Origin of the sequence: Mycobacterium sp. NBC_00419, from assembly GCF_036023875.1 — a bacterium.
Lineage (GTDB): Bacteria > Actinomycetota > Actinomycetes > Mycobacteriales > Mycobacteriaceae > Mycobacterium.
The window spans coordinates 5,020,503-5,043,755 of sequence record NZ_CP107931.1 but is presented as its reverse complement, the minus strand read 5'-3'; the positions used below and the strand labels follow the sequence as shown (position 1 = coordinate 5,043,755).

Genomic DNA, 23,253 nt, shown 5'->3' with positions numbered 1-23,253 from the left:
GCCTGCGGGGAGCAGCATCAAGAAGAAGTCCCGATGACTGGCTCTCGCCATGAGGTGGTGGTCCCGGCTGGGATCGAACCAGCGACCTTCCGCGTGTGAGGCGGACGCTCTCCCGCTGAGCTACGAGACCGAGCGGCAGTTGCACCGCCGAAGCGGGGACAACGCCGAGGCAGAACATTAGCACGACGCGACCAGCGGCTCGGAATGCGCTCGTCACCGTAGGTGACCATAGGGATTTGTGTGGCTTCGGTTGCGTCGACTATTGTTCTGCTTCGCACCGGATGACGATCTCATTCGGAGCGCGCGGATGTAGCGCAGTTGGTAGCGCATCACCTTGCCAAGGTGAGGGTCGCGGGTTCGAATCCCGTCATCCGCTCGAAGGTGCAACTGGCATCAAACCCCAACGGTGGAGTGGCCGAGTGGTGAGGCAACGGCCTGCAAAGCCGTGCACACGGGTTCGATTCCCGTCTCCACCTCCAAAGGATCAACCGATAGACCCGCGCGATTAGCTCAGCGGGAGAGCGCTTCCCTGACACGGAAGAGGTCACTGGTTCAATCCCAGTATCGCGCACCACGTTCTACCTGCACTTTCACTTCTGAAACCGCTTCGCATGACCTACATGTGACCTGATGCTGTGGAAACGGCGCGGAGCTTCACCGATCGCGGCCCTGGTTGCGTCGATCCCGACGTCGCCAATTCCTTGACATCGCCGCGACCACGCTTGGACGTGTTGTGAGCGCGCCTAATGTGTTGAGTGATGCGTAAAACTCGACTTCCGACAGCAACGTGACGACGGATGTCGACCGAGGAAACGACCGGCGATAACTCGCTTGCCGCCAAGTACCCCGTAGTCGCGTGCGAGTGGGATCTAAAACAGAACGCACCGCTGACGCCGATGGCGATCACACCGGGCAGCAAGAGGAAGGTCGCCTGGGTCTGTGGGACGTGTGGGTATAAGTGGCAAGCTCGCGTCAACAGTCGGACGGCTGGCGGCCACGGCTGCCCCGCCTGCGGGCGCCGCGCCGCAGGGAAAGCGAAGGCGGCCCCGCGCCCCGGCGAATCCTTGGCGGAGAAGTCCCCCGAAATAGCGGCCGAATGGCATCCCACACGAAACGGGGACCTGACGCCGGCCGACGTCGGCTACGCAAGCAACAAAAAGGTGTGGTGGCGGTGCCACCGCTGCCACAACGAGTGGCAAGTGCAAGTGTCGAATCGCTCCGCCGGCGCATCCTGCAAGAAGTGTGCAAGCAGTGCTCTGGCCATACCGAAACCAGGCAATTCGCTCGCTGACAGAAATCCATCCGCCGCGGCGGAGTGGCATCCGACGCGGAATGGTGACCTAACCCCAGCCGATGTCGCCTTCTCGCGGAAGGATAAAGCCTGGTGGCTGTGCGCAAACTGCGGGCATGAGTGGCAGGCATCTATCGGCAATCGGGCAACAGGGGCGCAGTGCCCGCCGTGCTCGTATGCCGCCCGCGGTCGCGCGCTCCGCGGCCGCTCCCCTTCCGTCGCTTCCGAGCCACCGCCGGCGCCAAGCAAGGTAACGAAAGCCTTGCCGAAGCCCGGTAACTCATTGGCAGACCGCTTCCCCCAGGCCGCCGCCGAATGGCACCCCACACGCAACGGCGAACTTACGCCCGACACAGTCGCATATGCGAGCAACCGCAGAGCATGGTGGCTATGCAGCGCATGCGGACACGAATGGGACTCCATCATTCAAAGTCGCGGAAGCGGCGGCGCAGGTTGCCCGCAATGCGGTCGGCGCCGAGCCGGGCGCGCCAACGCCACGCCCAAACCCGGCGGCTCACTCGCCGAGAAGTATCCCGCTCTGGCCGCGGAGTGGCACACCGAGCGCAACGCACCACTGACGCCTGAGCAGGTGGCAGCCAAAAGCCGTCGCAAGGCGTGGTGGCGGTGCCCCAACTGCGACAACGAGTGGGAAGCCGGAATTTACAGCCGCGCAAGCGGTCACGGCTGCCGAGCCTGCGCCGACCGACAGCGGGCGATCGAATTTGGTGCTGCGGAACCTGGACAATCGCTCGCGGAGCGGGATCCCGAAATTGCCGAGCAGTGGCATCCCTCTCGAAATGGCTCGCTGCGTGCGTCAGACGTCACGGCCAACAGCGGTCAGACAGTTTGGTGGCTCTGCGACCGGCGCCATGAGTGGCGGGCCATGATCAACAACCGGCGCAAAGCTCGCGGGTGTCCGAAGTGCACGCTCTGGGGAACAAGCGTTGAGGAAATTCGTCTTCGATATGAACTGCTCGCCGCTGGCGTACCCGTCGATCCAGACCATGAAGTCATTCGCGAGACATCTGGGCGTGTGTTGCAGTGCGACATGGTGTGCTCGGCGTGGAACGTCGTGATTGAGTTCGACGGCAACCGATTCCACAAGTTGCCGGACAGTGCCGAAAAAGACGGGCGCAAGACGCGACTGCTAACAGAGCAAGGGTGGACTGTGATTCGCGTGCGGGAACACCTGCCTGCAATCGGCGAGCACGACGTCGTCGTACCGCTCAACTCAAGCGAGGTCATGCGGGCGAAGGCAGTCCTGGTGAAACTCAAAAGTCTCGGCCATGACGTGGCCGAATATGACGATTACCTGATGACAGACGACCCCTGGGGCAACAGTGACGCGTCCGACTACATCAAGCGGCGGCGGATCGACAAGTCTCTCGCGACACTGCATCCCGACCTGGCGGCCCAATGGGATCCGATTAAGAACGGGGCACTTACGCCCGACGACGTTACAGCGGGTAGCGGCGCGCGGCCTTGGTGGATCTGTCCCGACTGCGGGCACAGCTGGGCTGCATACATCTACAGCCGATCAGGTGGCGGGCACGGCTGCCCGGAGTGCGGCCGCCGCAAGTCATCCTCGCGCCGCGGTTGACGTCGCAGAGGTCCACCTGGCCCATTAGTCGCTGCCGGGCGGCGACTGACTGTAGCGCTCCCCCAGCCGGCGACTTGCGGCGCCGCGGCTTCGACGGTTCCACAAACTCTGCACTGGCGATACTCGCTGGTTGGCAACGTTTGAATCGCCCTGGAAATGCTGGAGGCTCCTGACCTTGGAAACGAGGATGGAGCGATGCCGAAGGAACAGTCGCCCGGGAAGCCGACGACGCGCAGGTACACCCCAGAGGAAAAGGCTGCCGCGGTGCGGATGGTGCGGGCCCTGCGGACGGAGTTGGGCACCGATCATGGAACGGTGCAGCGCGTCGCGCGCCAGCTCGGCTACGGCATCGAGTCGGTACGGTCCTGGGTCCGTCAGGCCAACATCGACGACGGCCACGCGCCTGGGGTCAGCTCCTCGGAGTCGGCGCGGGTCAAGGATCTCGAGCAAGAGATCCGAGAACTCAAGCGGGCTAACGAGATTCTGAAGCGGGCAGCGAGTTTCTTCGGGGCGGAGCTCGACCGCCAACACAAGAAGTAGTGGCCTTCATCGACGCGAACCGCGGCGATTTCGGGGTCGAGCCCATCTGCACCGTCCTGCGCTCAGCAGGCGTGCAGATGGCCCCAAGCACGTACTACGCAGTCAAGGCGCGCACGCCGTCGGCCCGGGCCCAGCGCGACGCGGCCGGTGTTGCGCGAGCTGTGGGAGGACAACTACCGCGTCTACGGTGCTCGCAAGCTCTGGAAGACCGCGCGCCGCGCCGCGCCGGACACGACGTCGGTCGCGATCAGGTCGCACGACTGATGCGCGCGGTCGGCATCGAAGGGGTCCGACGCGGCAAGCGGGTGCGCACCACCAAAGCCGATCCCGCTGCACCGAGGCATCCGGATCTGGTCAAGCGTAACTTCACTGCGACCGGACCGAATCAGCTGTGGGTGACCGATCTGACATTCGTGCCGACCTGGGCCGGGGTGGCCTACGTGTGCTTCCTCGTCGATGTCTACTCCCGGATGATCGTCGGGTGGCGAGTCGCGAGCCACATGCGGACCACGATGGTGCTCGACGCCATCGAGATGGCTCGCTGGTCGCGCGGAAACACATTGCCGCACTTGCGGTGTCACTCCGATGCCGGGTCCCAGTTCACGTCCATCCGGTACGGCGAGCGTCTCGCCGAGATCGGTGCGGCGCCCTCGATTGGGACCGTCGGGGACAGCTATGACAACGCTCTGGCCGAGACGGTGAACGGGTACTACAAGTCCGAGCTGATCTACGGGCCCACCCGCCCGGGGCCGTGGAAGACCGTCGAGGACGTCGAGTTGGCGACCCTGGGTTGGGTGCACTGGCGCAACACCGGCCGCCTGCATGGCTACCTGAACGACGTCTCTCCCGCAGAGTTCGAAGCCACCTTCTACGCTAGGAAGCGGACCGACCAACACCTGGTCGAAATCCAATAGCCAGAGCCTCCATCAGAACCAGGGCGATTCATAATGCTCGATGGGTGCTTTTTGAAGCTGTTGCAGCCTGCCGGCAGAGCGGCGGAGCCACTGCATACCGGCTGCGTCGACAAACGCAATCTCCAAGTCGAGTGCGACATCTGAGTCCCTATTTCCAAACAGCACATCAACGCGAAAGTTACCGGGAGGCAGCGTCGCAATGATCGAGCGCACATCGTCGTTGTCGGACTCCCCCTCGGCTCGCATCTGAGCCGGAATTTCTTCTGCGCGTTCCCCGGTCGTGTGCCACCGGTCGGTATTCATCCAGACGAAATAGATCACAACTTCAAACACCGGTTGAAATGAGCTGTTCGCCAACCTAATCCGGGATCGGCCTTTCTGCCCGCTCGCCTCCGTCCACGCTGATATCTGGCTTGCGTGCGCCTGCGTCTTCTACCAGGCGATCTCGCGGCGGTCCTGTTCGGCCTGCCTCGCTAGATGTATGCCGCTAACTAAGGCCCAAATCAATGCGCCAACAGTTCCAATAGCGGCAAGAGCGTCGAACGGGGCGCCCCACTGCGTGTGCAGGTGATCGTTGCTCACCGCGACGGCGAGCACACCAACTGCTACCGCCAATGCGACGGCTGCGCTTCCCAGTATCACCGCAGCACAGCCCACCCCGAACGCGCCACAGCCCTGGCCAGCCAGCGTGAAAATCCGCGATTACCGGTGCTCACGGCCGAAACGCTAATGCCAGGACGCCGGACTATGTGCAGAAGCTGATTGCCGCACCGAGCATTGAGAAGAACACGCCCGCAATCGCCCAGCGGAGGTCCAACACCTCGGATTGCTTCAGCTGGTTGGCGAATTCGCGTAAGGCGGTCTCGGTGTCAGCGCGTAGCCGCTGGTCGCCCTCGCGTGCCGCCGCTACGGCCTGATCTATTGCCTTGCTGAGGTCACAGATTTTGTCATCGGTAGCGGCCAGATTCGCCGACAACTGGTTGACAAATCGGAGCAGCTGATCGGCGCGGTCCTCTGAGTCGCTGAAGGTAAACCCGATCTTGCCGGCGGCTGTCGTGGTCACCCATCCGTAGGTTCCGTTCGCAGCGCCACGGCGCGTTGGAATGGGATTGCCAGTGAAACGCGCCCACGCGCGCTCGAACCACGCCCGCAGCCGTACCTCAGACCGAATATAGGCGTAGGAAAGCCCGACGAACGTCAGCGCTGCGCCGCCAAGGTTAACGACGTTGTCGATCACCTTCATGTGCTCGTCGCCAGTGAACACAATCGCCGTGACGAGCAGAAACGTGATAGCACAGCATCCGACAATGATGGCCAAGGTGCTACTGCGGATACGCCATACCCAAAAGGTCTCGCTCACGGGCCAGAAACTACCGTTCGGCACCGAAACTGCCTAGGAAACGAGGCCAGGTGCCACAACACGATGCGCCGCTCGCCGAGTTCACGGATACTCGTCATCACCTCAGCCGCATTGCGCCCCAGGCGGTCTATCCCGACCCCCACGATGGCGTCGCCTTGGCGGGCATAGTCCAACAGCGCATCCAGGCCGGGGCGCTGCTGGCGAGTCGAAGTGCCCGACAGCATGTCGCTGTAGACGCGAGTGCTTTCGACCCCTGCTGCTGCCAGGGCATCGACGAGAGCCCGGGTGGTGGGGTCGGGCAGGGTCATCGATTAGGCAGAAGAACCGCTAGTTAGAGGGGGCGCGAGCGGCTCATCGGAGGCGAGGATCAGGTCAATGATCCTGCGCATTCCGGGAGGCTCGTACCCGGCGTCGGCCATCTGGTGAACAATCGCGTTGCGAAACCCTTCGTAGTTGCTGCGGCCGGCTAGTTCTTTCGCGACGAACCTTTGCAGTACCGACCTACCCGGAAACTTTTTCACCCAGCTGCCATCGGCCAGAGCTGCTGACAGTCCTTGCTGAATGGTCGCCGACTCTGCTTGCAGGAAAGCCATATCCACCTCCTGGCGGACGCCTTCCAAGCGTCCAAAAGTCGCGTTCACCGAGTCGATCAGCGCGCTTGCCGCGTCGCTCTTTCTTGGGTCGCCGCCAAGATTAACGGACGACACAATCTTGTCGTTCACGAACTTTCTCAGCCGAATGGAAACCAGCTCCGGCATGGCCTCAGCAGCCGCATCGCCAAGCGCGGAAAGCACCTCGTCATCCGTTTTGAAACGTGGCTTGTCGATGAGGACACCAATAGCTTTACGAACAAATGAAGCTTCTAGGAGGTAATTCTCGATGTGGTATACGTCCCAACTCAAATAGCGCGCATTGTGCGGCGGCAGTTCCCAGGGCGATGAATCTTTATCTGTAATTGCGAAGAAACGCCGCGCCATGCCGACTTGCTCTGCGGTATGGGCGAGCACCTCATACAGATCCTTGACGCGCTGTTTCGATCCGCCACTCACCAAGTTTACGTTCTTCGCGAAAGTGGGGAATAGGCGCTCGGTGATGCGCACGTCTGTATCGGTGTCGCCACCGCCTTCGAACAGTATTACCTTGCCCTGAGGGCGATACATCGCCAGATCTCCGACAAGATCGATAGTCGCGCGCTCTAGTTCGTCGTGGGCCAGGACTGGCACAGCCTGATTCTCGAAACCTTCCTCGGCGTCAGCAGAAATCATATGGAACACGCTATAATTTGCGTTTCCTACCGCCTGCCTTAGCAGAGTGTCAGAATGGGTTACCAACCACAATTGATTGTTACGCGCTTTGCCAAGATTCTTATGATAAAAGTCTGGCAGCCCGCTCAGTAGGCCGGGATTTAGATGTAACTCAGGCTCATCAAGGAGAATGGTGGAATTGTATGGAGTGGAGTTGCGAAGCCACAGGTATCCGTAAAGTACTTCCTTTTCGCCGGAGCTTAGCTCGTTGATGTCGAATACCTGTCCGGCTTTTGTTCGCACTGGAAACCTTAGGCCACCGTTAGGATCCGGTTCAACTCCGAGGTACTCCTTCTCGGGAAAGAATGTTTGAAACAGCTCCTTGAGTGTTTCATTTAGATCGGATATGGCTGACTGGACGCCCGCTTCTTTTGCAACAAGTTGCCGTATATACGTGGTCGCTAGTTGAGTCTTTATATTCTGATACTTCTGTTGGGAATTATAAAGAGTGCTCTGCTTTCGTTGATCTTCGAGTTGCCGAGCGTCCAAGTTAACTCCGCTCACAACTTCTCGTTGATAAGTGCGAGAGGCGCTGTGATACTCGATGACGCCCAAATGCTCCGGTTGATACGTTTGGAAAATCATCTCCATGGGCTTATTTTCTAGCGAGTTCAACTGGAGGTCAGGCGCGATGGTGAGAGCGAGGCCAAAAGAATCGAATGCCAGCGAATTTCGCAGAATTTCCGCATATTTCTGCTGCAGTTCGTGGGCGGGACCGGTCAAATGCCTAAACTGAGCCGCAAGAGCGAGCATTGATAGATGGACCGACTCAATAGGCTGACCGGTAACCGATGCCCAGGCCAGTGGTGCTGCGATCACCTCCGCATTGCTTTCCAGGTACTCTTTCTCCGACTGGTCAAGTTCAACTGTGGCGGATATTTCAATCGGTTGAGCCTGGTCACGAAAGAGCTTTCTTAGTTGTTCTCTATCATTTACGTCGATTTGGAACTCGCCGAACCATTGAGTCCATTCGTTAGCCTGATAGCCTCCATAGACCGATTTCAATAAGCGGATGGAGTCGAAGACGCACGATTTTCCGCATCCATTGGGCCCTGCGATCAGAACCAAATCACTCAGTTCATCAACTTGGAAACGTTGGATAGCTTTGAAGTTCTTGATCGACAAGCTCGCGAACCTCATGTGTCTCCCTGATCGAGTTTAGCGCCGCAGCGTCCAGTTCCAGTTTCTGCCAAATGGTAGCCCGTCAGAATGATCGACACGGTGGTGACGCGCTATCGCATCGGCCGATTTGAAGTCGGGTCAATGACGACGCGGAGTAGTCGCAATGGTGGCATCATCTCGCGTTAGTGTGCCCCGCGCTCCGCGAAGCGGTGGCGTCCAGTCTGTGCCGTATTCAAAGGAACTCGCCAGGCGGATGAGCCTGTAATACGCAGATCACGGGATCTCCCGACCCCAGTCGTGAGCTGAACTAGGCTGTGCGCACCAACAGGCCGGGAGGGGGTGTAGACATGGCACAGGCCAGGGCCGAGGCAACCCGCCAGGCAATCGTCGACGCAGCGATCACCCTGTTCAGCAAAAAGGGTTATGGCGAAACAAGTTTGGCTGAGGTTCAGCAGCTCGCTGGAGTCACCAAAGGGGCGTTCTACTACCACTTCGATTCCAAGGACGCGGTCGCGGCCGCCGTCATCGGCGGGTTCCACGACAAAATCCGCACAGCGTTCCGCCAGAACATCGATCCGCCCGCCCAGCCCGGCCTGGAGAACCTCGTCCGCGGCACCTTCGCGGTGGCCCAACTGATGCGCTCCGACGACTCGGTACGGGTCGGCAACGAACTGTCCCAGGCCCTCGGCCAGGTCAGCGACGCTGGGCAGCAGATCTTCGCCCAGACCACGGTGGCCTTCGTCGAGGAGGTGAAGAAAGCGTTCGCCGCCGGCGACCTGCGCTCGGACGTCGAGCCCGACGACGTCGGCGAGGCCATCTGGGTCACTGTGATCGGTTGCCAATTCCTGTCCGCGGCGATCGGCGACGACCAGGTGACCCGGCTGACCCGAGCCTGGCAGGTGCTCCTGCGGGCGATCGTTCCTGCTGAGTCGCTGCCCTATTTTCAGGAAGTTCTCCGGCGGGCCGCCCTCGAAGGCACCGGTTAACGACCTGATCGTCAATTAAGTCATCGATCCCACCCCAATCCACCCCGCGGTGGCGTAAATTTTCGCGACGAGGTTGAGAGAACAGCCATCAGCCGGTCGTGCGCCGGTGCGCCCCCAGAGTGCGCGCCCGCACACCTCCGCAAGCAGGTCTCCAGGGGCGGGACGTTCGTAGCCATCCCCTTGCGCTATGCGCGCCTGTCCCTGGAGACCATCTGCTACACGCCGCTGTTCGAATCGCCGGGGGAATCAACATGGACTGGGAGTCCGGACCAACGCCGCTATGCCAGCGCGTCATCGCCGCGGCCAGCGACGAGCTCGCCGCGCGTGGCATCGACAACTTCACGATCGAGGGTGTCGCGGCGCGTGCCGGTGTGGAGGCGGACGCCATCCGGCAGGTCTGGGGCGACCGTCGAGTGCTGCTGATGGACGCACCCTTGCGCGGCGCACAGCAGACCATCCCGATCCCCGACACCGGTTCATTGCGCGGCGACCTTGTGGCCTACGCCGACTCGCTGGCGGCGGCGTCGGCGAATCCGAGCGCGCGCGCGGTGCTGTACTCACTGATTCCGTCCAGCAAGGATTGGGACCCTACCGAGGTGCGTTCCGATTTCTGGGACATTCGTTTCGAGAAGATCGCCACGATCCTGCGCCGGGCGGCCGCGCGCGGCGAATTGCGCAGCGGGGTCGACCCTTTGGAGGCGATGCGCATGTTAAGCAGTGCCTTGAACTACGACGCCTTGTTCACCGACAGTCCGGTACGCCCGCAGTACGCCGAGCAGGTCCTAGACATCTTCATCGCTGGAGTCAGCCGAGAAGACGGCACTGACAAGACATTTCCGGCAGTTGGTCTTTTGCCGCGGATCGGCCGGGTGACACGGCAAATCAGGTTTATCGTCGTCTCATGGACATGGCCGAAAAGGCTGACCAGATCCGCGCTCGCGAGGCAGCCGAAGACGCCGAACGCCAGCGCAAGTGGGTCCATACCCGCGAGGCGCTAGACGAGATGGCCCTCGAGGTCGTCGCCGAATGCACCAAACACCGCCTGCGCACGGCACGACTCGGGATCGGCAAGCTGCACCGAGCATGGGTATTCGCGGTTGCCGCAGACGGTAAAGAGGACGAATCGACCGTCTGCATGCATCTGGCGTTTCACCGGGATGCCACTTGGACGCTGCTGGGCTACCACGCCGGCGTGTGCACCACTCCCGTCGACAAGAGCGCGCCGTTTCATCCGGGATTGCGGCAGGGCTTCGTCTATGACCGGTACCGCCACGGGGCCGAGGTGGTGGTCACGTTGCCCCGCGCCGAACTGCGAAAGCGGATTCTGGACCAGATAGCCGCCGGGCGAGAAGCCTAGGTTCCAGCGGAAAAGCCCTGCGGTGCAAAGGATGCCACCGCAGTGACCGCCAGGGCGGTCAGGATGACCGTGGTGACGATGACCGCCAGGATCATCTGCGTGCTGAGGTGGAAGCTGGGCTCTGCGGTCACCGGTTCCGGCGAAACGACGTCGCACTCTTCGATGACGCCGGCGGGTTCGGCAACGGCCGCGTCCTGATCAGTCTCGACGGGCGATGCCACGGACGGTTCGGGGATGACGAACATCGTGTGGATGCCGTGCGCGGTGGGCGCATCGACCACGGGGTCGGCGGTCAAGAGGTTCATGTCGGTGCCTTGCTGAGGGGGAGCATTTAGGGCACCTTTCATTAGTGCACTTATGCCAGCAAATTTCTAGAGGTTTGCCTGAAGTTGTGGCGAAGACCACACCATTGGCCGATGGCAAGCTGAGAGGCATGCTCGGCCGACTCGACATAACTACTGTTCAGCGGACTTTATTGGTTGAGAAGTGACAGTTCCTGACAGTTGACGAGCGAGGCCGGAATCGTGTGCGGAGCCAGCCAGATTCAGAGAATTTCCTGCTAGTGCAGGTCTAGCAAACTTTGATGCGTGGACTGCACTACACGGCGACGTGGAATCCGCCTGCAGTGAGCACGTCACCGCGACTCAGCTCGCTCTTGTCCAGATCCCGGAACAGCAGTCCGACGTTGTCGCCGAGGCCCACCTCATCGAGGGACTTACGGAACTGCTCGATACCGTCGACGCGCACCTGCGGGCCGCCGTTGATCTGCACCTGGTCGCCGACGCGCAGCTGGCCGGACTCGACCCGGCCGGTCGCGACCAGGCCGCGGTCACGAATGAAGAACACGTCCTGAACTGTCAGACGAAACATGCCGCCCGAGGCTACTCGCCCCGGCCGCGACTGCCTACCAGCCGAACGAGAGTCCGGAATCCTTGGCCCACAGGCAGTCTCCGGCCAGGCTGACCGTGAAGAGTTTGGGGAGCATGTCAACCGACAGTGCGGCACCGGGCTCACCCTGCGAACGTTGCGGTGGTGCAAGCACTCCGGCGCTCACTACGGTGACCTGCTCGGCACTGCATGAGCTCGCGGGATCCAGCGGGGTGGCGGTCCACTGCCCGGAGGTGAGGTTGGGGTTACGGAAACCCTGACCATGCAACGTGATCGCGGGACCGTAGCTGATCCAGGTGTCGTTCGGGTCGAACGGGGTAGCCACCGGTGCCCAGGAGTGGGAATCGTCAGGGCCGGCGCGGCAGACCAGGAAGTCGCTGCCATTGGGCAGTTGGGTCATCGCGTCGGCATGATCGGCCGGGCACTGTGCCCCGGCCTGTGGAACCGGACTGTCGGCGCGGGCGATCCCAGGAGCGAGCAGAAGTGCGGCGACGACCGCGGACGCGCAGCGCTTCACCATGTTCACTCCCCCACCATCGTGAAAAGCCCCGCCAAGGTTACGTCCTCCGGCTTTACGGCGGCGTCAATATATCGGCGTACGATCTCAGGCCTGACGAGGTCTCAGGGGGCATCGTGTCATTCGTCAAGCTGCTGCTGTCGTTCGCGCCGTGGATCGCGTTCCTGGTGATCGCCAGGGACACCATGGTGCGCGTCGAGATCGGACTTGTCACCGCGCTGGTGCTGTCGGTGGTGATGGCGGTGCTCAAACTGCATCGCGGCGTCATCATGTGGGTCGGGCTGGCCTTCTTCAGCGCGGCCACCGTGGCCGTGCTGTTCTTCCACGACATGTGGACCATCCGGCACCTCGGCGTGATGGCCAACGGCGCCCTTGCGCTGGGATCGTGGTTCACGCTGGCGATCGGTAAACCCTTCACCCTCGAGTACGCCCGCGCCCACACCGACCCGGCGAAATGGCACGACCCGCTGTTCATCCGCGTCAACGTTCTACTCACCGCGGTGTGGGCATCGGTGTTCACCGTCAACACCGCGCTGGCCTGGGCGCTGATGAAACACCTGTTACCCGAATGGGCCTGTCACACAGCCAGTTACACGACACTCATCGGTGCGGCTGCGTTTACGTCCTGGTACCCGGCCCAACTCCGCCGCAGAGCAGCACGATCAGGCCCGCAACCACCTCAGCTGTAGAGCGAGTCCAGGTTGTCGTGGAAGTTCTCCACCACCGCCTTGCGCTTGAGCTTGAGGCTCGGCGTCAGATCGCCCGCCTCGACTGTCAACTCGCGGTCGATGATGGTGAAGCGCTTGACCTGCTCCCACCGGTTGAGGTGCTTGTTGAGGGTGTCGACGTACTCACCGATCATCGCTTTGGTCTTCTCGTCGCGGGCGACCTCGGAGAAGGACTTGCCCTCCAAGCCGTTTCGGTCGGCCCACTCCCTGATCGCCTCGCCATCGAGGCTGACCAGTGCGACGCAGTAGGGCTTGCTCTCGCCGTAGATGATGATCTCGCTGGCGAACGGGCACAGCCCCTTGAACATCGCCGAGATCGCCGAGGGTGCGACGTACTTGCCCTGCGACGTCTTGAACATGTCCTTCTTGCGGTCGGTGATCCGCAGGAACCCCTCGGCGTCGAGTTCACCGATGTCACCGGTGTGGAACCAGCCGTCGGGTTCGATGGCCTCGGCCGTGGCCTCGGGCAGGTCGTGATATCCGCTCATCACCCCGGGACCCTTGAGCAGCACTTCACCGTCCTCGGCGATCTTGACCTCGGTGTAGGGGAACGTCCACCCCACCGTGCCGAACCGGTAGGCCTGCGGACGGTTCAGCGAGGAGGCCGCGGACGTCTCGGTCAGGCCGTAGCCCTCCAGGACGATGGTCCCGACAGCGTCGAACCACTGCGCGACGTCGCGGTCCAGTGCCGCAGATCCGGAGATGAAGAACCGCAACCGCCCGCCGAACCGCTCACGGATTGTGTTGAACACCAACCGGTCTGCGATCTTGTGCTGCAGACCCAGCACCGGGCCGACGCGGTGGCCGGCCTGCTTGGCCCGCGACACCTCTAACCCGACCCCGATGGCCCAGTCGAAGAGCCGCTTCTTGACCCCGCCCTCCTCGGCCATCATCTCGGTGATGCGGCCGTGGACCTTCTCGAAGATGCGCGGAACGGCACCCATGAACGTCGGCCGGATGATGGCCAGGTTCTCGACGATCTTGTCCACCCGCCCGTCGATCACGGTCGGGAAGCCGATCACCAGCGGCAGCGCCAGCATCACCTTGCCGAACGAGTGGGCCAGCGGCAGCCACAGGTAGTTCAGGTCCTTGTCGCTGAGCACACCCAGGGAGTCCAGGGCCGCCGCGGTGTAGGTCCACGCCTCGTGATTGAGCCGCACACCCTTGGGCTTGCCAGTGGTGCCGGAGGTGTAGATCAGCGTGGCGAGCTGGTCGGGGCGGATCGCGTCGATCCGTTCGGTCACCGCATTGGGCGCGTCAGCCAGCAGTTGCTTGCCGAGCTGTTCGAGCTCCTCGAGCGTGATGACCCATTCACCGTCAGCGGCACCGTCGATGATCACCACCTTCTCCACGGCGGGCAGCTCCGACCGGTGCGCCACGAGCTTGTCCACCTGGGTCTGGTTCTCGGCCACGACAACCCGGCTGCCGGAGTTGGCGACGATGAACGCCACATCCTCGGCGTTGGTCGTCGGATACACCGTCGTGGTGGCGGCACCGGCCGCCAGGATGCCGAAGTCGATGGCCACCCACTCGTAGCGGGTTCCCGAGGCCAGCGCCACCCGGTCCTCGGCATTGATGCCCAGCGAGATCAGTCCCGCGGCGATCAGCTCGACGCGGTCACCCACCTGCTGCCAGGTGACGCCGGTCCAGCCGTCGTTGTCGGGGTAACGGAATGCTTCCGCGGTGGGCGTGGCCGCGACACGGTCAAGAAACATCCGGGGCACCGACGGTGCCCGGTTGTCGATCTTGCTGATGTCGGGCCGCTCTTCGGATTTGTGCAGGCCTGCCATGTGCGCGAGTTTATGAACGTCAGCCTCCGACGGTGGCGGAATCGGCAAGCCGACACAATGCGGTTGGTCACGTTCCCCGGTCACCGTCAGGGCCGGGCGGGGCGATCCCGGACTCACCGACCCCCCCACTGGAACGGCTCCGGGTCAGCGACGCCCAGCCGTCACTCCTCGAACTCCTTGGTCTCCCGCTGCTCGGCGAGGTTGGCCAGCCGCCAGGTGCATTCCTTGTTGCGCGGCCAGATACCGGCCAGCTGCAGCCGGTTGGGCACGAATCGCATGGGCCCCTCTGCCGCCACCTCGGCCATCTCGATGCGGCAGCCGTCCGGAATATCGCTGAGCCGCAGGGTGATTCGTGCAGCGCCGAGCGGTCCGAGCCTCGCCAGCAGGACCAACTCGTCCTGGGGAGTGCAGCTGAGCACGACGGTCTCGTCGTCGATCACGGCCGGCCACACCCCGATGGAGTGCAGAATGCGGGAGCCGACCGCCGGCCAGTGCGCATCCACCGCGCGCATCCGGCTGTTGCCGACCACCCACTGCGAATAGGTCCATCCGTCGGCCAGCACCTCCCAGACCCGGGTCCGTGGCGCGGCGATACCTCGTATGACGCTGGTCGGCATGGTCTCCCCTTGTCGGTCTCACCGCGGGGGTACCCGGGCACCGCGGGATCACACCCGCGGGCTTACGTCTGCGGGATCTGCGGGGCCTGCGTGATCTGCGGGGAGAGCGCGGGCGGCGGCACTCCGGGCGCGGCCACGCAGACGTCGCTTTCGCCGTCGTAGATCATGCCCGACGGACACTCGTGCACGCAGTGCCAGCGATCCCCGTCGCCGGTGCCGGTCGGACCGACAGGGCACTGGTCACCCGGCGCTGTGACCGGTGCCAGCCCGTGCACACCAGCACCCAAACTGAGTCCGATGGACACCGCGGCCACCGAGCACCACACGGCCCTCGTCACGCCCATCCGATGTCCCCCATCTGCGGCGTTGTCGCCGCCCAGAGCCTATCGCCGGGCCTGGCGCCATCCCGCCAACCACAGTGGCGCGCCGAAGCGTCAACTTGGGGTTGACGAGGCATCGACCGTCAACCTACGGTTGACGCATGAACGAACCGGCCCGCATCGCCTACCCGCTGCGCCTCGACGACCTCATCGACACGATCACGCACGTGCACACCCAGCCCCTGGAGCAGCTGACCGACGCAGTGCTGGCGGCCGAGGCCCTCGGCGACGTCGCCGACCACCTCATCGGGCACTTCGTCGACCAGGCCCGCAGATCCGGGGCATCGTGGACCGAGATCGGCAAGAGCATGGGCGTCACCAAGCAGGCCGCCCAGAAGCGCTTCGTGCCCAAGCTGGCCAACCGCGGCGGCGTCGACCTCGACCCGGCCCAGGGCTTCAGCCGTTTCACCCCCCGCGCCCGCAGCGCGATCGTGGCCGCCCAGAACGCCGGCCACGAGGCAGGCAACACCGAGATCACCCCTGACCACCTGCTCCTGGGAGTGCTCAGCGATTCCACCGCCCTGGCCACCCCACTGCTGCTCGCCCAGAACGTCACCGCCGAGGCCGTGCGTGGCACCATCGCGCTGCCGCCACCCGGCGACAACCCGCCGGCGCTGATTCCGTTCAGCCCGGCCGCGGGCGCAGCCCTGGAAGCTACCTTCAGCGAGGCACTTCGACTGGGCCACAACTACATTGGCACCGAGCACATACTGCTCGCTCTGCTCGACGCCGAGGACGGCAGCGGACCACTGCACCGCGCAGGCGTCGACAAGCAACGCCTCGAATTCGACCTGGCCGCCATGCTGGCCGCCGTCTCGTCCAAGCCCTCGCCATAGCGACACCGCACAATAAACCCGTGACCGTCTCGATCACTGTCGCCGCCGACGCCGACGCCGAGGAACTGGCCGCGGTGGCCGCCGCGACCTTCCCGCTGGCCTGTCCCCCGTCCTCGCCTCCGCGCGACGTCGCCGCGTTCATCGCAGACCACTTGTCCCCGCAACGATTCGGCGACTACCTGGCCGACCCGTCGCGCATCGTGCTCGCCGCGCGCCGGCACGACCGGATCGTCGGGTACGCGATGCTCGTTCAAGGAGTCGGGGACAACCCCGACGTCATCCGTGCGGTGACCGCGCGACCGGCAATGGAGTTGTCGAAGATCTACGTCGCTCCCGAACACCACGGCGGCGGCACCGCCGCAGCGCTGATGAACCACGCCGCCGACTGCACGGCGGAGGCGTACGCGCACTGCCTCTGGCTCGGGGTCAACCAGCACAACCTCAGGGCTCAGCGCTTCTACGCCAAACACGGATTCACGATCGCCGGAACCAAGACCTTCCAACTCGGCGCGCACACAGAACACGACTTCGTGATGGTGCGGCCGATCTAATCGCAGACCGGGCGTTGTTTGCCAGGTGCCACGTAAGGTTGATCACAGGGCATATCCGCGCGGGGCTCAGGTCGGGGGCGCCGGCGCCCGGACCCACGGGTCTGGTCATGGCGAAAGGACGCTTCGTGGGCGATTCCGTGTTCGGGGCCGACCGGGAAGTCGGCGCTGATCTCGCCGTAGTGGACTGGTCGAATACCCCGCTTGGACCGCCCGCCGACTGGCCTCAGAGTCTGCGAACCGCTGTGAGCATCCTGCTGTCCTCGCGGTTCTCGATGTGGATGGCCTGGGGACCCGAACTGACGTTCTTCTGCAACGCCGCCTACCGCCGCGACACCCTCGGCCGGAAATACCCGTGGGCACTGGGCCGGCCCGCCCGCGAAGTCTGGGCCGAGATCTGGGATGACATCGGGCCCCGGATCGACCGAGTCCTCACCACCGCCGAGGCGACCTGGGACGAAGGGCTGCTGCTCTTCCTGGAACGCTCCGGCTACCAGGAGGAGTCCTACCACACCTTCTCGTACAGTCCGCTGCGCGACGACCGCGGACAAGTCGTCGGAATGCTGTGTGTGGTCAGCGAAGACACCGACCGGGTCATCGGCGAACGGCGGATGGCGACGCTGCGCGACCTCGGCTCCGACCCGTCGGTGGTGCGCACCGAGGCCGAGATGCTGTCCTTCGCCGCCCGCCAACTCGCCCGCAACCCGCGGGATCTGCCGTTCACCCTGACCTATCTGTACGACGACGACGGCAGCGCGCGGCTGGCCGGGCTGAGCCAGATCGCTGCCGGGCACCCGGCCGCTCCGCCCTGGCTGGCGGCGGCCGGACCGTCGGTGTGGCCACTGGAGGCGCCGGCCCGTGGGGAGTCGGTGCTCGTCGCGCTCACCGGGGCGCCGTTCGTGGACCTGCCCCTCGGCGAGTGGCACGCCGCTCCGCAGGGCGCCCTCGTGACGCCGCTACCGGTCCAGGGCGGTGCGCCGTGCGGGTTCCTAGTGGCCGGGCTCAACCAGTACCGACCCCTGGATGACGAGTACCGCGGGTTCATCAACCTGGTCGCCGGTCATATCGCGACGGGGATCAGCAGCGCCCGCAGCTACCACGCCCAGCAGCGCCGCGCCGAGGAACTCGCCGAGCTCGACCGCGCCAAGACGGCGTTCTTCTCCAACATCAGCCACGAGTTCCGCACGCCTATCACCCTCATCCTGGGGCCCGTCGCCGAACTGCGCGCCCGCACCTCCGGGATCGACGAGCACGCCCGGCAGGAACTCGACGTCGTCCACCGAAACGGGTTGCGGCTGGCCAAGCTGGTCAACACCCTGCTGGACTTCTCCCGCATCGAGGCCGGGCGCGTCCAGGCCCGCTACGAGCCGGTGGATTTGGCCGAGGTCACCACGGAATTGGCCAGCGTCTTCCGCTCGGCGATCGAGCGGGCCGGGCTGCAGTTGGTCGTGGACTGCGAGTCGTTGGATGAACCGGTGTATCTGGACCGCGACATGTGGGAGAAGGTGGTCCTCAACCTGCTGTCCAATGCGCTGAAGTTCACCTTCGACGGCTCGATCACGGTGCGGGTCTGCGCTGAGGGATCTGAAGCGGTGGTCAGCGTGGCCGACACCGGGATCGGCGTGGCCGCCGAGGAGATGCCGAGGCTGTTCGAGCGCTTCCACCGCATCGAGACGGCTCGGGCCCGTTCGACCGAGGGCAGCGGTATCGGCCTGGCCCTGGTCCGGGAACTCGTCGGACTTCACGGCGGCACCATCTCCGCCGACAGCGCGCCGGGATCGGGAACGACGTTCACCATCCGGCTTCCGCAGGGCGCCGCCCACCTGCCGGCCGATGCGGTGACGCCCGCCGGATCGGGCTGGACACCCTCCGGTGTCGCCGAGCCGTATCTGCAGGAGGCGCTGCGCTGGCTGCCCACCGAGGGTCGAACCACCGCCGACGGCACCGACGGCCAGGTGCCGGCTCTGACCAATCCGTCCGGATTGGTCGGTCCACCGGCTCGGGTCCTGGTCGCCGACGACAACGCCGACATGCGCGAATACCTCGTCCGACTGCTGCGCAACGCCGGCTACGAGGTCGACGCGGTCAACGACGGCCGTGAAGCACTCGACCAGATCCGGTCCGATCCGCCCGACCTTGTCGTCAGCGACGTGATGATGCCCAGGCTCGACGGCTTGGCCCTAGTGAGTGCGCTGCGCTCGGAACCACGCACCGTGTCCGTGCCGGTGTTGCTGCTCTCGGCGCGCGCCGGTCAGGAAGCCTCCATCGAGGGACTCCAAGCCGGCGCCGACGACTACCTGGTCAAGCCGTTCGCCGCAGCCGAACTGCTCGCGCGCGTGCGGGCCAACATCGAACTCGCGCGGCTGCGTAGCCACCACAGCCGGTGGCGAAGCGCGTTGGTGGACTCGCTGCAAGAGGCGTTCTTCGTCATGGACGAACGCGGCGCGGTCGTCGAGATCAACGCCGCCTTCACCGACATCCTCGGCTACGGCCCCGACGGTCTGCCCTACCAGCCGACGCACCCGTGGTGGCCAGACGCCGGCACCGAACGCGAAGCCAACCGCGAGATCGTGCACGCGTTCGCCGGGATGCCGGACGATCCCGACGGCACCTACACCGTGCCGGTCACCCACCGTGTCGGGCACCGGCTCTGGATCACCGCCAACATCGCCCACGCCGAGGACCCCGACACCGGCCGCAGCGTGATGGTCGGAACCTTCCGCGACGTCACTGCCGAGCACTACGCGGTACAACGCCAGACTGCACTGGCTGAGCTCAATCAACAACTGGCGCAAGCTGATACGGTCGACGATGCGTTGCGTGACGCACTCGATCAGATATGCACGCAGTGGTCAGCCCAGCGGGTGCTCGCCGCAGTCTTCCCCACCCCGGGCAGCGCCCCGACCGCGCTGCTGGACAGCCCGGCCCTGACCTGCACACCCCGCGACGCGAAGTGGTCCGAGATCCCCGAGCCCGCCCGCGCCCAGATCAGAGCCCTGGCCGGCAGCGGGGACCTGCTCACCGCCGACACGACCTCTGCCGGTTCGGTGGGGATCGCCCTGCAGCACCCGCAGGGCATCCTCGTGGTGTGGATCGACCTCCCCGAGCAGCGGCCGTTCATCGCCGAGGACCAAACCCTGCTCAGCGTGCTCGCCGGCCGACTCGGTCAGGGGCTACAGCGCGTTCACCAGGTCGACCAACAGCGTGAAACCGCTCTGGCGCTTCAGCATTCGATCCTCGGTCCGGCTCGCCTACCCGCAGGCTTCGCCGTGCGCTACCAGCCTGCGTCGCACCCGCTGCAGGTCGGCGGTGACTGGTATGACGTCGTCGATCTGGAGGACGGGCGCATCGCCCTGGTGGTGGGCGACTGCGTCGGCCATGACCTGACCGCCGCTACCGTGATGGGCCAGCTGCGCAGTGCCTGCCGGGCACTGCTGCTCGAACAGGCCAGTCCCGCAGCCACGTTGGTCGGGTTGGACCGCTTCGCCGCTCGGCTGCCCGGCGCTCAGTGCACCACCGCGTTCTGCGCCGTCCTCGACCCCGAGACCGGGGAGCTGATCTACTCCAGCGCAGGGCATCCGCCACCGATCCTGGTCGACATCGACGGCAACACAACCCTTCTCGAGGGTGGGCACTCGATATCGCTGGGCATCAGGCCCCAACCCGAGCGCCCGCAGGCGAAGGTGACGGTGCCCGCACAGGCCACGCTGCTGCTCTACACCGACGGCCTGGTCGAGCGGCGGCGACGTTCGCTCGACGACGGAATCATCAGTGCCGCCGAACTCATCCGCGACGACAATGCGCTGGACCTCGATTCGCTCGCCGACCAGGTGATGTCGAAACTGGCGCCGGCCGGCGGCTACCAGGACGACGTCGCCCTGCTGCTCTACCGCCACCCCGCACCACTGAATTTTCGCATCCCGGCCGATGCCAGCCACCTGGCGCCGGCGCGGGTCGCGCTGCGCAGCTGGCTCAGTGCCGCCGGTATCGACCATGATCAGGCTCAGGATGTCCTCGTCGCCGCGGGGGAAGCCGTCACCAACGCGATCGAGCACGGCTACCGGCACATCGACGGCGGCACCATCACCCTGCAGGCGACCTCAGAGGTGGACCGGCTGCACCTGACCATCACCGACAGCGGCTCGTGGAAGCCGAAACAGACGCTGGCCAATTCTCATCGCGGGCGGGGCATCCAGATCATGCGCGCGTTGATGGAGGACGTGGATATCCTTCCCGACAACAATGGCACCACAGTCCGCCTGTCGACGAGGATCCGCCGATGAGCACGCCGCTCACCGTTCACACCCATCACGACGCCGACGATCAGGTCGTCGTGCGGGCGGCCGGCGAGATCGACGCCAGTAATGTGGCCGCCTTCGCCGAGGCTCTCAACGCCGGGCTTGCCGCCGCCGACACGCTGACCGTCGACCTGAGCGGGGTGCACTACCTCGACAGCGCTGCGATCAATGTGCTTGTCCCCCATGCCGAATCGATCGACATCGTCGCCAATCCACTGTTGACCAGGGTCCTGCAGATCAGTGGCCTTGACAAGCTGACCACCGTGCGGACAGCGCCGCCGGCCACCTGATCGTCAGAGGCCGCCTGGGCGGCTCAGCGCCAGCAGGCGCGAGGTGGCCCGCAGGTACTTCTTTCGGTACCCCCCGGCCAGCATCTCCTCGGAGAACAGCGTGTCGAGCTTGGCGCCGGAGGCCACCACCGGAATCCCGGCATCGTAGAGCCGGTCGGTGAGCGCGACCACCCGCAGCGCGACGTTCTGGTCGTCCAAGGGGTGCACGCCGGTGACGAACACCGCGGAGACACCTTCGATCAGGGTGAGATAGCGCGAGGGATGCATGGTCGCCAGGTGTGCACACAGCGCGTCGAAGTCGTCGAGGGTGGCCCCCGCGGTGGCCGCCGCACCGGCGATCACCTCCTCGTCGGCCAGCGGGTCGGGTGCCGGCGGCAGACCCCGGTGCCGGTAGTCCGGGCCCTCGATCCGAACTGTGGTGAAAATGCTTGCCAGCGTATTGATTTCACGCAGGAAGTCCTGGGCGGCGAACCGGCCTTCACCGAGTTGTTCGGGAAGCGTGTTGGAGGTCGCTGCGATCGAGACGCCACGCTCGACGAGTTGGGACAGCATCCGCGAAATCAGCGTGGTGTTACCGGGATCGTCGAGTTCGAACTCGTCGATGCACACCACCACGTAGTCGGCCAGCAGGTCGATGCATTCGACGAACCCGAACACCCCGGCCAGCTGGGTCAGCTCACCGAAGGTCGCGAACGCCCGGGGATGCTCGGCGGAGTCCGGCAGCGTGCGGTAGGCCGACGCCAGCAGGTGAGTCTTACCGACGCCGAACCCGCCGTCGAGATAGATCCCGATGCCCGGCAGCACCTCGCGGCGGCCGAACAGCTTCTTGCGCCCGCCGCGGCGCCGCAGCGCCTCCTCACAGAACGCCCGGCACGCGTCCACGGCGGCGGCCTGGCTGGGCTCGGCCGGGTCGGGCCGGTAGCTGTCGAAGGTGACGTCGGCGAAGGTGGGCGGGGGCACCAGCTGGGCGATGAGCCGCTCCGGGGACACCGTGGGATGCCGGTCGGCCAGATGGTCAAGCCCCGGTACCGAATTGGCTTCGGCTGGGCGGCGGTCCATGGACGAACTGTATCGACGTGTTGCAATCGTTGGCATGGGAAGCCCACGCCACGACGAGTCGGATGGGACCTACTTCACACTGCTGGGCCCGCAGGGCCCGGTAAACGACGACGGGCTCTACGCCCTCTACGCCTACCCCGCCGGCGTCGCGCACTGGGTGCGGGGCAACGCCATCATCAGCCTGGACGGCGGCGCCACCACCGACGGAACGTCGGGCGGCCTGGGCGGGGCCGGCGATCGGCGACTGTTCAACGTGCTGCGTGAGCTTGCCGATGTGATCGTCGTCGGCGCCGGCACCGCCCGCACCGAGAACTACTCCGGCGCGCAGATGACCGTCGCCCAGCGCCGCAACCGCCAGCACCGCGGCCAGAGCGAGATACCGCCGATCGCGCTGGTGACCCGCTCGGGGCGCCTCGACAACGACCTTGCGGTCCTCACCCGCACCGAGGTGCCCCCGCTCGTTCTGACGTGCGCAGACGCCGCCGAGCAGGCCCGTTCGCTGCTGGGCCCGGCCGCCGAGGTGCTCAGCTGTTCGGCCGACGACCCCGCCGAGGTGGACCTGGCTGTGGCGGTGCCGGCGCTGGCCGCCCGCGGCCTGAGCAGAATCCTGTGCGAGGGCGGCCCCAGCCTGATGGGGACCTTCCTACAGGCGGGGCTGTTGGACGAGATGTGCCTGACCACCGCGCCGGTGCTGGTCGGCGGCAACGGGCCGCGCATCACCGCAGGGTCGGCTGCGGTGTTGGCCAGGATGGAGCGCCGGCACCTGATCTCCGACGCCGACGGCTACCTCTACGGCCGCTACACGCGCGTGAGCTGACACGGCTTTCG

At 64.8% G+C, this 23,253-nt stretch carries 22 protein-coding genes, 4 tRNA genes, 2 pseudogenes and 1 other annotated feature; of the genes and pseudogenes, 16 read left to right on the top strand and 12 right to left on the bottom strand.

Annotated features, from left to right (window positions below):
• Nucleotides 1–55: 55 nt before the first annotated feature.
• Nucleotides 56–130 (bottom strand) — tRNA-Val (locus OG976_RS24125).
• Between the two features lie 173 nt (nucleotides 131–303).
• On the opposite strand from OG976_RS24125, the gene OG976_RS24120 reads away from it, so the two are divergent.
• The 7 genes and pseudogenes from OG976_RS24120 to OG976_RS24095 all read left to right on the top strand — a co-directional run bounded on the left by OG976_RS24120 (nucleotide 304) and on the right by OG976_RS24095 (nucleotide 4,345).
• Nucleotides 304–376, top strand: a tRNA-Gly gene (locus OG976_RS24120).
• Nucleotides 377–405: 29 nt separating this feature from the next.
• Nucleotides 406–479: transfer RNA gene (locus tag OG976_RS24115), tRNA-Cys, on the top strand.
• Between the two features lie 20 nt (nucleotides 480–499).
• A tRNA-Val gene (locus tag OG976_RS24110) sits at nucleotides 500–574 on the top strand.
• 223 nt (nucleotides 575–797) lie between these two features.
• Nucleotides 798–1,454: pseudogene (locus tag OG976_RS26845) on the top strand (zinc-ribbon domain-containing protein); the annotation flags it as partial.
• Nucleotides 1,455–1,553: 99 nt separating this feature from the next.
• A complete protein-coding gene (locus tag OG976_RS24105; protein WP_328354696.1) occupies nucleotides 1,554–2,891 on the top strand; it encodes a zinc-ribbon domain-containing protein in 1,338 nt (445 codons plus the stop codon).
• 195 nt (nucleotides 2,892–3,086) lie between these two features.
• Nucleotides 3,087–3,431: a transposase gene (locus tag OG976_RS24100; protein ID WP_328354693.1), complete on the top strand. Its 345-nt coding sequence runs from the start codon at nucleotides 3,087–3,089 to the stop codon at nucleotides 3,429–3,431.
• Nucleotides 3,386–3,517: a sequence feature (AL1L pseudoknot), on the top strand. Its footprint overlaps the gene before it by 46 nt.
• Nucleotides 3,431–4,345, top strand: a complete 915-nt coding sequence (locus OG976_RS24095) for an IS3 family transposase (RefSeq protein ID WP_328354690.1) — start codon at nucleotides 3,431–3,433, stop codon at nucleotides 4,343–4,345. It overlaps the preceding feature by 87 nt. The genes OG976_RS24100 and OG976_RS24095 overlap by 1 nt, the downstream gene beginning before the upstream one ends.
• Nucleotides 4,346–4,357: 12 nt before the next feature.
• On the opposite strand, the gene OG976_RS24090 is transcribed toward OG976_RS24095, so the two are convergent.
• The 4 genes and pseudogenes from OG976_RS24090 to OG976_RS24075 all read right to left on the bottom strand — a co-directional run bounded on the left by OG976_RS24090 (nucleotide 4,358) and on the right by OG976_RS24075 (nucleotide 8,149).
• A complete protein-coding gene (locus tag OG976_RS24090; RefSeq protein WP_328354687.1) occupies nucleotides 4,358–4,678 on the bottom strand; it encodes a hypothetical protein in 321 nt (106 codons plus the stop codon).
• A gap of 412 nt (nucleotides 4,679–5,090) precedes the next feature.
• Entirely contained in the window at nucleotides 5,091–5,705 is a 615-nt protein-coding gene (locus OG976_RS24085; RefSeq protein WP_328354684.1) for a hypothetical protein, read from the bottom strand.
• Nucleotides 5,706–5,761: 56 nt separating this feature from the next.
• Nucleotides 5,762–6,013, bottom strand: a pseudogene (locus tag OG976_RS24080) (recombinase family protein); the annotation flags it as partial.
• 3 nt (nucleotides 6,014–6,016) lie between these two features.
• A complete protein-coding gene (locus OG976_RS24075; RefSeq protein ID WP_442930382.1) occupies nucleotides 6,017–8,149 on the bottom strand; it encodes an AAA family ATPase in 2,133 nt (710 codons plus the stop codon).
• Nucleotides 8,150–8,478: 329 nt separating this feature from the next.
• Here OG976_RS24075 and OG976_RS24070 point away from each other — a divergent pair, with 329 nt between their 5' ends.
• From OG976_RS24070 to OG976_RS24060, 3 genes are all read left to right on the top strand, one after another.
• Complete coding sequence (locus OG976_RS24070; protein ID WP_328354678.1) at nucleotides 8,479–9,117, top strand: TetR/AcrR family transcriptional regulator; 639 nt, start codon at nucleotides 8,479–8,481, stop codon at nucleotides 9,115–9,117.
• Between the two features lie 251 nt (nucleotides 9,118–9,368).
• Nucleotides 9,369–10,115 carry a TetR-like C-terminal domain-containing protein gene (locus tag OG976_RS24065; RefSeq protein WP_328354675.1) on the top strand — a complete coding sequence of 249 codons (747 nt, stop codon included), beginning with the start codon at nucleotides 9,369–9,371 and terminating at the stop codon, nucleotides 10,113–10,115.
• Entirely contained in the window at nucleotides 10,019–10,474 is a 456-nt protein-coding gene (locus tag OG976_RS24060; RefSeq protein ID WP_328364074.1) for a hypothetical protein, read from the top strand. Before OG976_RS24065 ends, OG976_RS24060 begins: the two co-directional genes overlap by 97 nt.
• Here the strand turns inward: OG976_RS24060 and OG976_RS24055 are convergent.
• From OG976_RS24055 to OG976_RS24045, 3 genes are all read right to left on the bottom strand, one after another.
• Nucleotides 10,471–10,779: a hypothetical protein gene (locus OG976_RS24055; protein WP_328354672.1), complete on the bottom strand. Its 309-nt coding sequence runs from the start codon at nucleotides 10,777–10,779 to the stop codon at nucleotides 10,471–10,473. The two genes, OG976_RS24060 and OG976_RS24055, sit on opposite strands and share 4 nt — an antisense overlap.
• A gap of 292 nt (nucleotides 10,780–11,071) precedes the next feature.
• A complete protein-coding gene (locus OG976_RS24050; protein WP_328354669.1) occupies nucleotides 11,072–11,344 on the bottom strand; it encodes an EF-Tu/IF-2/RF-3 family GTPase in 273 nt (90 codons plus the stop codon).
• A 34-nt stretch (nucleotides 11,345–11,378) separates the two neighbouring features.
• On the bottom strand, nucleotides 11,379–11,882 hold the full coding sequence (locus OG976_RS24045) for a hypothetical protein (RefSeq protein ID WP_328354666.1): 504 nt from the start codon (nucleotides 11,880–11,882) through the stop codon (nucleotides 11,379–11,381).
• Between the two features lie 113 nt (nucleotides 11,883–11,995).
• Between OG976_RS24045 and OG976_RS24040 the strand changes: the two genes are divergently transcribed.
• Nucleotides 11,996–12,568 (top strand): hypothetical protein, encoded by a 573-nt coding sequence (locus OG976_RS24040; protein ID WP_328354663.1) that lies wholly within the window; start codon nucleotides 11,996–11,998, stop codon nucleotides 12,566–12,568.
• Here OG976_RS24040 and OG976_RS24035 read toward each other — a convergent pair.
• The 3 genes from OG976_RS24035 to OG976_RS24025 all read right to left on the bottom strand — a co-directional run bounded on the left by OG976_RS24035 (nucleotide 12,559) and on the right by OG976_RS24025 (nucleotide 15,352).
• Nucleotides 12,559–14,397, bottom strand: coding sequence for an AMP-dependent synthetase/ligase (locus OG976_RS24035; RefSeq protein WP_328354660.1), 1,839 nt, complete (start codon nucleotides 14,395–14,397; stop codon nucleotides 12,559–12,561). The two genes, OG976_RS24040 and OG976_RS24035, sit on opposite strands and share 10 nt — an antisense overlap.
• Before the next feature lie 161 nt (nucleotides 14,398–14,558).
• On the bottom strand, nucleotides 14,559–15,014 hold the full coding sequence (locus OG976_RS24030) for an SRPBCC family protein (RefSeq protein WP_328354657.1): 456 nt from the start codon (nucleotides 15,012–15,014) through the stop codon (nucleotides 14,559–14,561).
• 62 nt (nucleotides 15,015–15,076) lie between these two features.
• Entirely contained in the window at nucleotides 15,077–15,352 is a 276-nt protein-coding gene (locus OG976_RS24025) for a hypothetical protein (RefSeq protein WP_328354654.1), read from the bottom strand.
• Between the two features lie 143 nt (nucleotides 15,353–15,495).
• On the opposite strand from OG976_RS24025, the gene OG976_RS24020 reads away from it, so the two are divergent.
• From OG976_RS24020 to OG976_RS24005, 4 genes are all read left to right on the top strand, one after another.
• Nucleotides 15,496–16,230, top strand: a complete 735-nt coding sequence (locus tag OG976_RS24020; RefSeq protein ID WP_328354651.1) for a Clp protease N-terminal domain-containing protein — start codon at nucleotides 15,496–15,498, stop codon at nucleotides 16,228–16,230.
• Between the two features lie 20 nt (nucleotides 16,231–16,250).
• On the top strand, nucleotides 16,251–16,781 hold the full coding sequence (locus tag OG976_RS24015) for a GNAT family N-acetyltransferase (RefSeq protein ID WP_328354648.1): 531 nt from the start codon (nucleotides 16,251–16,253) through the stop codon (nucleotides 16,779–16,781).
• A gap of 107 nt (nucleotides 16,782–16,888) precedes the next feature.
• Nucleotides 16,889–21,061, top strand: coding sequence for a SpoIIE family protein phosphatase (locus OG976_RS24010; protein WP_442930381.1), 4,173 nt, complete (start codon nucleotides 16,889–16,891; stop codon nucleotides 21,059–21,061).
• Nucleotides 21,058–21,366, top strand: a complete 309-nt coding sequence (locus OG976_RS24005) for an STAS domain-containing protein (protein WP_328354642.1) — start codon at nucleotides 21,058–21,060, stop codon at nucleotides 21,364–21,366. The genes OG976_RS24010 and OG976_RS24005 overlap by 4 nt, the downstream gene beginning before the upstream one ends.
• Before the next feature lie 3 nt (nucleotides 21,367–21,369).
• Here OG976_RS24005 and zapE read toward each other — a convergent pair whose 3' ends face one another.
• On the bottom strand, nucleotides 21,370–22,461 hold the full coding sequence (gene zapE, locus OG976_RS24000) for a cell division protein ZapE (RefSeq protein ID WP_328354639.1): 1,092 nt from the start codon (nucleotides 22,459–22,461) through the stop codon (nucleotides 21,370–21,372).
• On the opposite strand from zapE, the gene OG976_RS23995 reads away from it, so the two are divergent.
• The gene (locus tag OG976_RS23995; protein WP_328354636.1) at nucleotides 22,460–23,242 is read left to right on the top strand and encodes a pyrimidine reductase family protein; all 783 of its coding nucleotides are present in this window, start codon (nucleotides 22,460–22,462) and stop codon (nucleotides 23,240–23,242) included. The genes zapE and OG976_RS23995 overlap by 2 nt on opposite strands.
• Nucleotides 23,243–23,253 lie beyond the last annotated feature (11 nt).